The following is a 13,049-nucleotide window of genomic DNA, read 5'->3' as shown; positions in this document are numbered from 1 at the left end:
TGCCCGTGATGCTCGCTGCGCTGGGACTGCTCATGACGCCTGTTCATGCAGAACCGGATGAAGACTTGCTTGGCAAGACGCAAAACTACCCTCTGGGAAATGCCAGCACCTGGTATGGCAATCCCTACCGGGTGGGTTCCTGGTCGGCGCTGGACCAGGTGCGTGGCATCAAAACCCGTTTGGTGGCACGTGCCAGCCAACCCAGCTCCTTGCCGCAGGCAACCCAGCCGCCGGCCATTGGCTACCGCTACCGCAACAGGGCCTATACGCTGGCGGACTACCTGCAACGCCAGCGAACGACCGGCCTGCTGGTGTTAAAAAATGGCGAGATTGTGGCGGAGCACTACGGCTATGGCCGCAAGGACGATGCACGGTTTTTGTCTTTCTCGATGGCGAAGAGCGTGACCTCCCTGCTGATCGGCCGGGCACTTGCAGGTGGCCAAATAGCCTCACTTGACGACACGGCAGATAAGTACGTGAAGACGCTGGCGGGCAGCCCCTATGGAGCAAGCACGGTGCGTCAGTTGTTACGCATGAGTTCGGGGCTGACGTTTACCGAGCGCTACGACAGCACCGATGACATTGCGCGCCTCTCGCGGGCCAGCGCCGGAGCGCTGGGTGCTGGCACGCCGGTCGAGGTGCTGCGCTCCATCACGGATCGGCACGCGAACCCAGGTGAGAAATTTGTGTATGCCAGTGCAGAGACCGACGTGCTGGGGCGGGTGCTGGTGGCGGCTACCGGCCGCAATATGGCCGAGCTCACCACCGAGTGGTTGTGGCAACCCATGGGGGCTGAGCATGATGCGTTCTGGCGCGTTTCAGTGGATGGCCAGGAGCAATCTTATGGTGCTTTCAATGCCAGTTTGCGCGACTGGGCACGCCTGGGCCAGCTGCTGGCCAACGATGGCAAGGTCGGCACGCAGCAACTGATACCGCTTGACTATCTGCTGGATGCGACCGATGCTGAACGCCAGCCCACCGCCTTCAAGCCGCGCAAGGCCACTCCCTTTTTTGGCTACGGTTACCAGTTCTGGTTGCAACCCCTGCGCCAACGCACCTTTGTCATGCAAGGGATTCATGGCCAGACCATTTACGTGCAGCCTGCGTCGGGCCTGGTCCTGGTGTTGACCTCTGTTTGGGAAAGCGCCAGTGGTCGGCAAAATCCCCAGCCTTACGAGGAGCGAGAGGCACTTTGGCGCGGCGTCCTTGAGTCGCTGGGTGGCAGCACGGCCGAGTAGCGCACCTGTTCAAGATTGTTAGAAAAGAAAGAAACCATGGTTACGAAGAAACCTAAAGGCCTGGGTCGTGGACTCGAGGCGTTGCTTGGCCCCAAAGTCAGTGAGGGGAATGTGGACGGATCTCCGATCAACGCAGCCAACCCCGGCCTGCCGGCGACCCTGCTGGTCACCGATATGGTGGCTGGCCAGTACCAGCCGCGAACCCGCATGGACGAGGGTGCGTTGTACGAACTGGCGGAGTCGATCAAGGCGCAGGGCATCCTGCAACCGATTCTGGTGCGCCAGCTCCACGACGGTCCGAACCAGGGTAAATACGAGATCATTGCCGGTGAGCGCCGCTTCCGTGCGGCCAAGCTGGCCGGGCTGGACAGTGTGCCGGTGCTGGTGCGGGATGTGCCCAACGAGGCTGCCGCAGCCATGGCGTTGATCGAGAATATCCAGCGCGAAGACCTCAACCCGTTGGAAGAGGCCCAAGGCCTGCAACGCCTGATCAAGGAGTTTGGACTCACTCACGAACAAACGGCGCAGGCCGTGGGACGTTCCCGCAGTGCCGCCAGCAATCTGCTGCGCCTGCTCAATCTGGCCGATCCGGTGCAAACCATGCTGATGGCAGGGGACCTGGACATGGGTCATGCCCGTGCCTTGCTGGCGCTGGATCGGGCGACCCAGATCACCGCGGCCAGCCAGATCGTGGCGCGCAAGATGTCGGTACGTGAAACCGAGAGCCTGGTGAAGAAGCTCAGCGCCGAGTTCACGCTGAGCTCGACCAAACCCCGCCCGGAAAAGTCGCGCGACATCAAACGGGTCGAGGAAGAGCTGTCGGATCTGCTGACCGCAGAGGTTGAGGTCCGCGTGAAGAAGCGGGTCAAGCGGGCAGGGCGGATGGAGGAGATGGGCGAATTGAGTATCCAGTTTGGCTCGCTGGATGAACTCAATGGCCTGATCGACAAACTCACCCGCGGCGCAACCCGCTAGGGTCGGAGCGGTCCAGGCCCCATGCTGTCCCGATTGCCCTGGCCGGTTCCTGCGCTGCTGGCATGGGCCAGTGCCTGGGCCTTGTTCGGGACAGGTCACATGCTGGCTTGGCCGGTTTGGGCGTCTCTGGCCATTGCCTCGGTTTTTGGCGTTGTGTCCAGCGTGAGCGGCGGTACCTGGTGGCGGCGCGTCATGATTGGCGCTGGTTTTCCGCTGTCTCTGGCGCTTTCAGGGGTACTGTCCGTGCCTGCCTGGGCCTGGCTGCTGCCGCTGGCCTTGTTGTTGCTGATTTATCCGCTCAATGCCTGGCGCGATGCACCCCTGTTTCCAACGCCAGCCGAAGCCCTGCGCGATGTGGCCGCAGCGGCGCCTCTGCCGGGCGCGGCGCTGGTGCTGGATGCCGGTTCCGGTTTGGGCGATGGACTCAAAGCCCTGCACCGGGCCTATCCGATGGCACAGCTTCATGGCCTCGAATGGAGCTGGCCGCTGCGGGCGATCAGTGCCTTGCGTTGTCCCTGGGCCCGTGTCCGCCATGGCGATATCTGGCGTGCTGACTGGAGCCCTTATGCGCTGGTGTACCTGTTTCAGCGGCCCGAGAGCATGGAGCGAGCGGTGGACAAGGCACGGGCGCAACTCAAGCCGGGCGCCTGGCTGGTGAGCCTGGAGTTTGAGGCCGAGTCGCTTGAACCGCAAGTGATCCTGGATTGTGCCGATGGGCGCAAAGTGTGGCTGTACCGTGCCCCGTTTCAGACACGCAAGGCCAGAATGTGACGGTCGTTGCAGAAATCACACCGCCGGCCCGCGCAGCGCTTTAACATGGTGTCTTGACGACGAATTGAATATTGGAGCCTTACCTTGAACTCCCCTGAGAGCATTTCAAAGACCGCACTTGATCCTGTGCGTGACGCCATGGCGGTGGTGATTTTTGCGATGGCGACGCTCGCAGAAACGCGTGACTCAGACACGGGCAACCATATCCTGCGTGTCCAGAATTACGTCAAAACACTGGCCTTGCGGCTCAAGGATCATCCGCGTTTTGCGGCGACCTTGACAGACGACTATGTCCGCGTGCTGTTTCAATCAGTGCCGCTGTATGACTTGGGCACACTGGGCATCCCCGACCGGATTTTGCTCAAACCCAGTCGCCTGACCAAGGCGGAGTTCGAGATCATGAAAACCCACACCACACTGGCACGCGATGCGATCGAACACGCGGAAAAAGCCTTGGGCTACAAAGCGGGCCTGTTGCAGACGGTGAAAGATCTGGCCTATTCCCATCAGGAAAAATGGGATGGCAGTGGTTATCCGCAAGCCTTGTCAGGCGACCAGATTCCGCTGTCGGCGCGCCTGATGGCGATTGCAGACGTGTACGACGCGCTGATTTCGGATCGTGTGTACAAGGCCGGTGTGCCGCATGACCAGGCGGTAGGCATCATTTTTCAGGGTCGGGCCAGTCATTTTGATCCCGACATGGTCGATGCCTTCATCGAGATCCAGGACGAGTTTGAGGCCATTGCCCGGCGCTTTGCCGACACCGATGAGGACATGCAGAAGAAGATCGAATACATGGCCAATGCGATTGCCGAAGAGGCCGAGCTACCGGCCACCCGCTCAACCGAATGAGTGCGCTTGCGCCATCGCGCCCATGCGGGCGCTGATGGCGAAAAACTCGGCTACGGTGTCGTCAATGATCTGCTGCGCGGTTTTCACGGAGTCGATCAGGCCGGCGGTTTGTCCGGCCAGTGCGGGCGCCGCTTCCATGTCGCCATCAAAGTAAACGCCGCGTATGCCCTTCATGTCATCAAAGGACATCAGCCCCACATCGTGAATCGCCTGGGTGCGCTCCGACTTCAGAGCGCGAATGCAAGGGGTGCCCTTGGTGTTCAGCATCCAGGTGCCGGTTTCCTTGGCATTGACGATGGCGTTCTTGTAGTTGGCATGCACAGGGCTTTCGACACAGCTCACAAAGCGCGTGCCCATCTGAACCGCCTCGGCGCCCAGCGCAAAGGCCGCTGCCATGCCACGGCCGTCGCAAATGCCGCCTGCCGCAATCATGGGTACATCCACACGTGCACGAATCGCCTGCAGCAGCACCATGGTTGAAACTTCTTCCGGATTCTTGAAGCCGCCGCCTTCACCGCCTTCAACCACCAGGCCGTCAATACCGGCATCCACACATTTGAGGGCTGCCTCCACCGTCGGCACAGCGTGGTAGACGGTGATGCCGGCGTCCTTGAGCGGCGCGATGAATTTGGCCGGGCTGCCGGCGGAGGTGCTGACGAACTTGACGCCGGAGGCACAGACGAACTTCAGCATCGCGTCATCGCGCAAAAAACGAATCGGCAGGTTCACGCCGAAGGGCAACCCCAGTGCCCGCATTTTGGTGATTTCGGCCTGGCAATTTTCTGTTTCGCCGGACGAGGTTTCGATGATGCCCAGTCCCCCGGCACGGGACACGGCCGAGGCCAGTTGCGTGCGGGCGATCCAGCCCATGGGGGCTTGCAAAATGGGGTACTTGGCACCGGTATGGGCGAGAACGCGATTCATGTGATTCCAATACAGCAAGAGGCGAAGGTGCGAGATTATTGCGAGCCACCCCGGGTCTCCGTGTCGCCTGGGTTACGCCCGCGAAGAAGCCTGTCGCAACTCGAAACGAATACCGCCCAGCTGCACTGCGCTGGCCTCGGCAACATGGCCGCGCGCCCTGGCGGTGGCCAGTATCGCGGGCAGATCGTTCACCGCCAGGTCAATGCCCGACAAGCCTTCGCCACGGTCGTCGGTGGTCTTCACAAAGCGCAACTGCCCGTTGTCGACGGAGAGGTGGTATTCGTGACCGTGGGTTTTTATGGGGCGCTGCAAAATTTGTCCCCAGCGGCGCGCCAGCATTTCGGGGTCGTCGCTCTGCAGCACCGCCCCGGTGATGGCCTGAACCCGTTGCGTGCGCACCGCCTGTTGCCAATGGGGGCCGGCGGGCCAGTAGGCCCCCAGCGGGTTGGCGCCACCGCGTGTGGTGTTGATCTCCAGCAGTGCGCCTCCGGTGTCGCGTGGATGCAGTTGCATGCCTTCGTAGTCGTCCAGGGCCAGGGGGGCTGCGATGCGCACCGCAATCTCTGCGACGTGACGGCGCCAACGCGGCAATTCCTCCGTGTCCAGGATCACCATGTAGCCGCCGTCGCCCTTGCGCCGCTCCAGGTAGCGACCGGCTGCGGTGCCCTGCTGTGTTGGCGATACGACCTCAATGAAGTTGGACCCGAATGGCAAGAGCGCATTGTGCAGGCCAAACATGGCTACGCCCGGGTCACGATGGCAGACCTCGACACCCAACACAGCGGACAACTCTTCGACCAGAGGATCGAGATTTTCGGCCACCAGACACAGCTGGCGAAGACGCAGGAACATGCGGGACTCCTCTTGGATGGACAGTGATGCCCGGACTAAATATGATAGGTCAGATCCCCCACCCCCGTCCAAAGGCATCCATGAAATACGAACAGATCACCGTCGCCACGACAAGCCATGTCTGCACCGTCACCCTGAACCGCGCCGACAAACTCAATGCCTGGACACAGCGCATGGAGAGCGAATTTCGCCACGCTGTTGAGGCGGCTGCCGTGGATTCAAACGTGCGGGCGATCGTGGTGACAGGCGCCGGTCGTGGCTTTTGTTCCGGTGCCGACATGTCGATTCTGGAAGCTGGCGCAGCCGGCGTCGATGTGTCCGGCGAGGCCTCGCCAGAGGCAGGGACGGGCGGCACGGGCATTGCTGCCAACTACACCCACCGCTTCAGCTACCTGCTGCGTGTGCCCAAGCCGATCATCGCGGCCATCAACGGCCCGGTAGCAGGCATTGGTTTGTGCATGACCATGTTCTGCGATTTCCGCTACATGGCGCAAGGCCAGAAACTCACCACCGCTTTTGCCAAGCGCGGCCTGATTGCCGAGCACGGTATCTCGTGGATGCTGCCGCGTCTGGTCGGGCCGATGAATGCCATGGACCTTTTGTTCTCGGCGCGCACCGTGATGACGAACGAGGCCGCTGCCATCGGGCTGGTGAAGGAGCTCCCGGTGGATGGCTTTTTGACAGCCGTGCAGGACATCGCGCGCGACATGGTGCAACTGGCGTCACCACGCTCCATTGGTGTGATCAAACGCCAGGTCTATGACAGCCTGTTCCAGAATCTGGACGAGGCCTGGCGCCGTGCCGACCAAGACATGGTGGCGTCGTTTTCCAGCGAGGATTTCCGCGAGGGTGTCGCGCATTTCGTTGAGAAGCGCGCCCCTGCCTTCACCGGCCGATGAGCGAACTATTTTGGAGACTCCCATGAAATTTGAACAACTGCGCTACGAGGTAGAGGGCCGCATCCTTACGATCACGCTCAACCGCCCCGATCGCATGAATGCCTTTACCGGCCAGATGTGCGACGAGCTCATCGCAGCATTTGACCAGGCCGATGCCGATGACAACGTCAAGGTGGTGATCGTCACCGGTGCGGGCCGTGCGTTTTGCGCAGGTGCCGATCTGGAGCTTGGCGGGGACACATGGGGCAAGCATTCCGAATACCTGGCTGAGCAAGAAGCCACGCAGCGCTACGTCGGTGATGGCGGTGGACAGGTGACACGCCGGATTTACGATTTCAACAAACCAGTGATTGCCGCCATCAACGGCGCAGCGGTCGGTGTGGGCATCACCATGACACTGGCGATGGATATCCGCATTGCCGTGCCCAACGCCAAGCTTGGATTCGTATTTGCTGCGCGCGGCATCATTCCGGAGGCCTGCTCGTCGTGGTTTTTGCCGCGCATTGTCGGCATCAGCAAGGCGCTGGAGTGGTGCTATGCCGGACGCGTGTTCAAGTCCGAGGAAGGCTTGCAGGCCGGCTTGCTGCGCAGCCTGCACGAGCCCGAGGCCTTGTTGCCCGCGGCACGTGCGCTGGCGCAGGAGTTTATCGACAACTCTTCGTCGGTGTCGATCGCCATGACCCGACACATGATGTGGCGCATGCTCAGCGCCCCGCACCCGATAGACGCGCACGAAGTGGATACAGCAGCGATTGCGGCCCTTGGGTCCTCCGATGACGCGCGCGAAGGCATCAGTGCCTTCCTTGAAAAACGCAAAGCCAACTTCAAGGACCGGGTGACACAGCACATGCCCAAGGTCTTTCCCTGGTGGAAAGATCGGCCGTTCAAGAAGCTGTAGACTTTCAGAGGCTGAAAATTTTGCCCGGGTTCATGATGTTCTTCGGGTCCAGCGCGCGTTTGATGGTGCGCATCATGTCCACCGCACCGGCACCGGTTTCTGCCACCAGAAATTCCATCTTGTGCAGGCCCACACCATGCTCGCCGGTGCAGGTGCCACCCAGCTTCAGGGCGCGGTGAACCAGCTGTGTGTTGAGCCGCTCGGCCAGCACGCGTTCCTCGGGTTTGTCGGGGTCAATCAGGTAGCCGATGTGGAAGTTGCCGTCGCCTACGTGGCCCACCAGGAAGTAGGGCAGGCCGGCTTCCTGGGCCTCGGTCACGGAGTCCAGTATCGCGTCTGCCAGGTGCGAAATCGGCACACAGGTGTCGGTGGTAATCGCCTTGCAGCCAGGGCGTGATTGAACACCCGCAAAGTAAGCGTTGTGTCGCGCCGTCCACAAGCGGGTGCGCGCTTCGGCGGTTTCGGCCCATTCAAAGGTTTGTCCGCCGAACTCGCCGGCAATGGCCTGAACCGTTTCTACCTGTTCTTTCACACCGGCCGGCGAGCCGTGAAACTCCATCAGCAGCATCGCCCCTTCGCGCAGCGACAGCTGCGAGTGTTTGTTGACGATCCGGATGGTGTTGGCGTCCAGCAGTTCGCAGCGTGCAATCGGCACGCCCAGCTGGATGATCTGGATGGTGGTGTTGACCGCATCGCTCAAGCTGGCAAACGAGCAGGTGGCCGCCATCACGGCTTCGGGCAGCGGGTAGAGCTTGACGGTGATCTCGGTGATCACCCCCAGCGTGCCTTCGCTGCCCACCATCAGGCGGGTCAGGTCATAGCCGGCGCTGCTTTTCTTGGCACGGGTGCCGGTGCGGATGATCTCGCCGCTGGCCGTCACCACCTCCAGCGCCAGCACGTTTTCGCGCATGGTGCCGTAGCGCACCGCGTTGGTACCGCTGGCGCGGGTGGCGGCCATGCCGCCAATCGTGGCGTCGGCACCGGGGTCGATCGGGAAGAACAGGCCGGTGGACTTGATTTCTTCGTTGAGCTGCTTGCGTGTCACGCCGGGCTGAACGGTCACGATCAGGTCTTCGGCGTTGATGGACAACACCCGGTTCATGCGGCTGACGTCAATGCTGATGCCGCCTTGCACGGCCAGCAGGTGGCCTTCCAGCGAGGATCCCACGCCAAAGGGAATCACGGGCACGCCATAGTCGCCGGCCAGCTTCACGGCGTCAGCGACGTCCTGCGTGCTTTCCGCAAATACCACCGCCGCGGGTGGTGGCACGTCGAACGACGACTCGTCGCGCCCGTGCTGCTCGCGCACCACCAGCGCGGTGGAGCAGCGCTCATTGAAGCGCTGTTTCAGCCCGTCAATCAGCGCGGGGGGAACCTCACGCTGGTGGATTTCAGGCACCAAGTGGTCCAGAGCGGTGGGAGCGTTCATTGGGGTTCTCCAGGAAATGTGCCCATTATCCCGAACTGCCCGGCCGGTGGCCACACCTCATGCGCCCGCGTAGCGAAAGAGCTGGTCACCACCCGGCGCGCGGATCTGCGCGTTGAAGGACACGATGACGCGGTCACGCTCACCGGCGTAGGGCATGGCCTTGTGCGGCAGGAAGGCCGGGAACAGCACCAGGTCTCCCTCCTGCGGGGTGACATCCAGCGTGGCCTGCTGCAGATAAGCATTGCCCATGTCGATGTGGGCGCCGCCCAGCAAGGGAAACATCGGGCTGTAGAAGCGCGTGGCGCCGTTGAGCACGCCGAACTCAGGGTGGCTGTGGCGCTGCTCGATGGGGTCAATCTGCACGTAGTAGACCCCGGACCAGGAGCAATTGCCATGGGTGTGGATGTCATGAAACGCGGCACCATTCTGGATCTGGAACCAGACCCCCATCAGCTCCAGCTGCAGGCCATGGCGCCCCGCCGGCCACACGCCGGCATTGGCCTGCCTGGCCGTGGTCTGCAAGGCCGCGGCGATGAATTGCAGCAAGGCCGTGAACTCAGGCAGGTCCACCCGTTGGAGCAAATCATCGGCACTGGCGTAGAAGCTGCCGGGTGTCGCCGTGGCATCGGTCGCGCGCAGCGCCTTGAAAACTTGGGCCAACAAGGGGTTGACTTCCTGCGCCTGTGCAAAGCGGTGCACGGCCATTGGCACCGGCCAGTGTTGCTGCAGCGTACCCGGCGTTGCGACCGGATTCAAGCGGTGGCCTCGCTGGCGGGGAGTTCAAGCTTCCAGCCGGTACGCAGTGCCAGCTGCTGCACGTCCTCCACGGTATCGAGATCGGTCACAAACCGAAGGTTGGCAGTTTCATGCACATGCACCAGCTCGGGTTGGCGCTCGATCAGGTGGCGACAGCCCAGATTGGTGTCACTCGCCAGAATTTGCGCCCGGGCCACTTCGTCCAGCAGGATCGGGTTGCCGCGCTGGCCATTGACCACCGGCACCACCACGTTGCCGCCGGGACGCTTCTTGAAGGCGGCGATCAACTCGGTCAAATCCCCGGTCCCGATCAGCGGCTGGTCGGCCAGCACAATGAACACCGCATCGAAGTTGCCACTGAGTGCCGCCAGGCCGACCCGCACCGAGCCTTGCTGGCCCTCGCGGTAGGCGGGGTTGTAGGCCAGCGTGATCGGAAAACTCTGCACCTGCGATTCCACCGCTTCGCGTGCATGGCCGGTGACCACCACCACTTCATCGACACCGGCGCCGCTGAGCGCAATCAGTTGACGATTGATGAGCGGTACGCCCTGCAGGCGGATCAGTGACTTGGCCACGCCGCCCATGCGCGCGCCCTCGCCGGCGGCCAGCACGACCGCACCAATTCGCAGGCGGGGGAACAGACCGCCCCCCTGTTTAAGCAAGCATCCCATGATGGCGTTTCCTGAAGTTGTAAGCGTTGTTGAAAAGTGTTCAGGCCAGCAGCTCAGGCAGTCGTGACAGGCTGGCCAGATTGTGCGCTGGCATGAAGCGCGTGACATGGCGCGCGGCCAGTGCCATCGCCGCCGACTGCGGCACTTCGACGGTGGGGTGCAACCAGCACACGCGCGCACCGCGGGCGCGCACCTGCGCAAGAACCGCTGCCAATGCCTCGGGTTCATCGGTATCAAAGCCATCGCTGAACACCATGAACAGGTCGCCCCGACCCAGGGCCCGTCCCAGATGCTGGTGCAGCGCCTCGTGCAGGCAGCTGGCAATGCGCGTGCCGCCGCCAAAGCCGAAGGTGACGGCATTGACTTTTTCCTGCACCCGCTCGCTGCGCTGTTTCAAAAGCGGCGTGACATCGGCCAGCCGGGTATGAAACACAAAGGCCCGCGCTGCCATGACTTCGACGAACGCCCGGGTCAGCCGCAAGAAGAACTGTGCATGCACTTCCATGGACCGGCTCACGTCCACCAGCACCACCACGCGGGGTTGGCGGCGTTTGCGCCGAACGTGGTGCAGCTTGACCAGTTCGCCGCCCGTGGCCAGCGCCGCTCGCAAGGAGCGTCGCAGATGAATCGCGCCACTGTCACGGTGGCTTTGCAGCCGGCGCAGCAACTGCGAGCGCAGCCGGCGCTTGAGCGCTTCCACCAGCGGCTCAAAACGGTCCATGTCGGCGGGCATCCAGTCGGCAAAATCACGCTGGTCGAGCGGGTCGGTGCGGCTGGCGCCCCCCTGGGCGCGCGGCGGGGCTTCGCTGGCCTCAAGGTCGCCCTCGGCCTGCTGCTCGGCCATGCCCTGCGTTGGCGTGGTTTGCCCCGGCGGCGAGTTGCCCAGTTCATCGTGCAGCTGCTGCACCAGCTCAGGCAGGGTTCGGCCGCGCCGCGTCAGCCCCGAACTGCGGGTCGATGCCCTGATCTGCTGGGGGAACCAGAAAGCCTGATGCAATTCCGGGTACTTGAGCCACTGCTTGTGGCTACCGGATGCGATGCCGCGCCACAAGGCTGCCACCCGGGGCCATTGGGGCAGCGGCAATGCAGCGGCCGCACGCACCATCAACTCCAACTCGGCGTAGCCCAGCGCAAAGCCGTGCTCACGCAGATAGTGGGTGAACTCACCAAGACGCTGTCTCGGGTCCATGGCGCGCGGATCGGTGGCGTTCATGGTCGGTCATTCATTTCATGGCGCCGGCCACGCCCACATCCTGCGCAATGCGTGGCCCGTCAATCAGCTTGCCCACCCGTTCGGCAGTGACCTGCCAGCGGTCGCTGCGGGTCTTGAGCAAGGCGGCGAGCGTCGGCACCAGCGACTGCGGATCCACCGGCAATTCGCCATGGCCCATGTGGAACAGCACCCGCACCCAGTCCAGCGTTTCCGCCACGCCCGGGACTTTTTCCAGGTCTTCCCGGCGCAGGCGCTGAACAAAAGCCACGGCCTCCTCGACCAGCCGGGTGGCGGCCTCGGGCACCAGCGTTCGCACAATCTGCGTCTCGCGCGCCAGCGTCGGAAAATCAACATAGTGAAACAGGCAGCGCCGGCGCAGCGCATCCGACAGATCACGCGTGCCGTTGCTGGTCAGAATCACCAGCGGCTTGCTGCGCGCCGTGAGCGTGCCGATCTCGGGCACGGTGACCTGGTACTCCGACAGCATCTCCAGCAGGAAGGCCTCGAAGGCTTCGTCAGCGCGGTCGATCTCGTCGATCAGCAGGACGCAGGGCTGTGGCGAACGGATGGCCTGCAACAGCGGCCGCTCCAGCAAGAAGGCTTCTGAAAAAAGATTGTCGCGCAGCGCCGCGCGGTCGCCTTGTCCGGCTTCGGCCAGGCGGATCTCCAGCAACTGGCGGCTGTAGTTCCACTCGTAAACGGCCTGGCTCAGGTCCAGCCCTTCATAGCACTGCAGGCGCAACAAGGGTCGGCCCAGCGCCCGCGCGCAGGCGCCCGCAATGGCAGTCTTGCCCACACCGGCCTCGCCTTCCAGCAAGAGCGGGCGCTCCAGCGTCAGGCCCATCCAGACCAGGCTGGCCAGGTCTTCGTCGGCGATGTAGCCGGCCTTGAAAAGGCGCTCGCGCAGTCCGTGCGGCGTGCTCAACGAATCATTTGGCGACATGGTGAATGCGGTTCAGGACTTGCCCCGGCCAAACAGGTCTGCGAAGAACTTGCGGATCATGAGCCACATGAAGGCCAACGCATTGAATTCCTTGGCCACGACGGGCGCAGCGGCAGCCGCCACCGGCTCCGCACCGGGAGCGGGGGCCGCAGCGCCTTGCAAGGCTTGCGCCTTTTGCGAAAAGACCTCGGCAAACTGCGCCAGAATCATGTCGGACACCGACGTCATCATGCGCCCACCAAACTGGGCAAACTTGCCGTTGACAATCACTTCGGCATGGCCCTCCAGGGTGCTGTGGCCATTGTCGGCTGTGACCAGGGTGGCGGTCAGCTCCATCGAGGCGGAGGAGCCGCTTTTGTCGGCACCCTTGCCCATCATCTTCAGGGTGCGCGTCACCGGGTCCAGCGTCAGCACTTCAATGGTGCCGGCAAAGGCCGCGACCGCCGGACCGACCTTGACCCGGACACTGCCCATGTAGTGGGTCGGGTCAATCTGCTCGGTGATCTGAGCGCCGGGCATGCAGGTGGCGAGTTCATGCATGTTCGACAGGACGGACCAGCCGGCATCCAGACCGGCTGCCACCGGGTACTTTTTATCGAGAACAACTTCCATGGATACTTTCTGCGAA

14 protein-coding genes are annotated in these 13,049 nt (G+C 62.7%); 6 read left to right on the top strand and 8 right to left on the bottom strand.

From position 1 onward, the window contains the following. Positions 1–32: 32 nt before the first annotated feature. The 4 genes from IV109_RS12465 to IV109_RS12450 all read left to right on the top strand — a co-directional run bounded on the left by IV109_RS12465 (position 33) and on the right by IV109_RS12450 (position 3,836). Positions 33–1,238 (top strand): serine hydrolase, encoded by a 1,206-nt coding sequence (locus IV109_RS12465; RefSeq protein WP_296696864.1) that lies wholly within the window; start codon positions 33–35, stop codon positions 1,236–1,238. Positions 1,239–1,274: 36 nt separating this feature from the next. Beyond that, complete coding sequence (locus IV109_RS12460) at positions 1,275–2,213, top strand: ParB/RepB/Spo0J family partition protein (protein ID WP_296696863.1); 939 nt, start codon at positions 1,275–1,277, stop codon at positions 2,211–2,213. A gap of 21 nt (positions 2,214–2,234) precedes the next feature. After that, positions 2,235–2,984, top strand: coding sequence for a class I SAM-dependent methyltransferase (locus IV109_RS12455; protein ID WP_296696861.1), 750 nt, complete (start codon positions 2,235–2,237; stop codon positions 2,982–2,984). Positions 2,985–3,068: 84 nt separating this feature from the next. Next, entirely contained in the window at positions 3,069–3,836 is a 768-nt protein-coding gene (locus IV109_RS12450) for an HD domain-containing phosphohydrolase (RefSeq protein WP_366834239.1), read from the top strand. Here the strand turns inward: IV109_RS12450 and IV109_RS12445 are convergent. Together IV109_RS12445 and IV109_RS12440 are read right to left on the bottom strand one after the other, a co-directional pair. Continuing rightward, the gene (locus tag IV109_RS12445; protein ID WP_296696859.1) at positions 3,825–4,760 is read right to left on the bottom strand and encodes a nitronate monooxygenase family protein; all 936 of its coding nucleotides are present in this window, start codon (positions 4,758–4,760) and stop codon (positions 3,825–3,827) included. The genes IV109_RS12450 and IV109_RS12445 overlap by 12 nt on opposite strands. A gap of 72 nt (positions 4,761–4,832) precedes the next feature. Beyond that, complete coding sequence (locus tag IV109_RS12440; protein ID WP_296696857.1) at positions 4,833–5,612, bottom strand: VOC family protein; 780 nt, start codon at positions 5,610–5,612, stop codon at positions 4,833–4,835. Positions 5,613–5,692: 80 nt separating this feature from the next. Here IV109_RS12440 and IV109_RS12435 point away from each other — a divergent pair, with 80 nt between their 5' ends. Next, entirely contained in the window at positions 5,693–6,511 is an 819-nt protein-coding gene (locus tag IV109_RS12435; RefSeq protein WP_296696855.1) for an enoyl-CoA hydratase-related protein, read from the top strand. Between the two features lie 22 nt (positions 6,512–6,533). After that, positions 6,534–7,409, top strand: a complete 876-nt coding sequence (locus tag IV109_RS12430; protein WP_296696853.1) for a crotonase/enoyl-CoA hydratase family protein — start codon at positions 6,534–6,536, stop codon at positions 7,407–7,409. Positions 7,410–7,413: 4 nt separating this feature from the next. On the opposite strand, the gene IV109_RS12425 is transcribed toward IV109_RS12430, so the two are convergent. From IV109_RS12425 to IV109_RS12400, 6 genes are read right to left on the bottom strand one after another with little or no spacing between them, the layout of a single operon-like run. Continuing rightward, positions 7,414–8,838: an FAD-linked oxidase C-terminal domain-containing protein gene (locus tag IV109_RS12425; RefSeq protein ID WP_296696851.1), complete on the bottom strand. Its 1,425-nt coding sequence runs from the start codon at positions 8,836–8,838 to the stop codon at positions 7,414–7,416. A gap of 57 nt (positions 8,839–8,895) precedes the next feature. Then, positions 8,896–9,594: a TIGR02466 family protein gene (locus IV109_RS12420; RefSeq protein WP_296696849.1), complete on the bottom strand. Its 699-nt coding sequence runs from the start codon at positions 9,592–9,594 to the stop codon at positions 8,896–8,898. Beyond that, on the bottom strand, positions 9,591–10,265 hold the full coding sequence (locus IV109_RS12415) for a nucleotidyltransferase family protein (RefSeq protein ID WP_296696847.1): 675 nt from the start codon (positions 10,263–10,265) through the stop codon (positions 9,591–9,593). Before IV109_RS12415 ends, IV109_RS12420 begins: the two co-directional genes overlap by 4 nt. 40 nt (positions 10,266–10,305) lie before the next feature. Then, positions 10,306–11,478: a VWA domain-containing protein gene (locus IV109_RS12410; RefSeq protein ID WP_296696845.1), complete on the bottom strand. Its 1,173-nt coding sequence runs from the start codon at positions 11,476–11,478 to the stop codon at positions 10,306–10,308. 10 nt (positions 11,479–11,488) lie between these two features. Then, positions 11,489–12,421, bottom strand: a complete 933-nt coding sequence (locus tag IV109_RS12405) for a MoxR family ATPase (RefSeq protein ID WP_296696843.1) — start codon at positions 12,419–12,421, stop codon at positions 11,489–11,491. Between the two features lie 12 nt (positions 12,422–12,433). Continuing rightward, positions 12,434–13,033, bottom strand: a complete 600-nt coding sequence (locus tag IV109_RS12400; protein ID WP_296696841.1) for an SRPBCC family protein — start codon at positions 13,031–13,033, stop codon at positions 12,434–12,436. Positions 13,034–13,049 lie beyond the last annotated feature (16 nt).

This window comes from Rhodoferax sp. (assembly GCF_018780565.1).
Lineage (GTDB): Bacteria > Pseudomonadota > Gammaproteobacteria > Burkholderiales > Burkholderiaceae_C > Rhodoferax.
The sequence above is the reverse complement of the archived record's forward strand: the minus strand, read 5'-3'. Positions and strand labels throughout refer to the sequence as shown.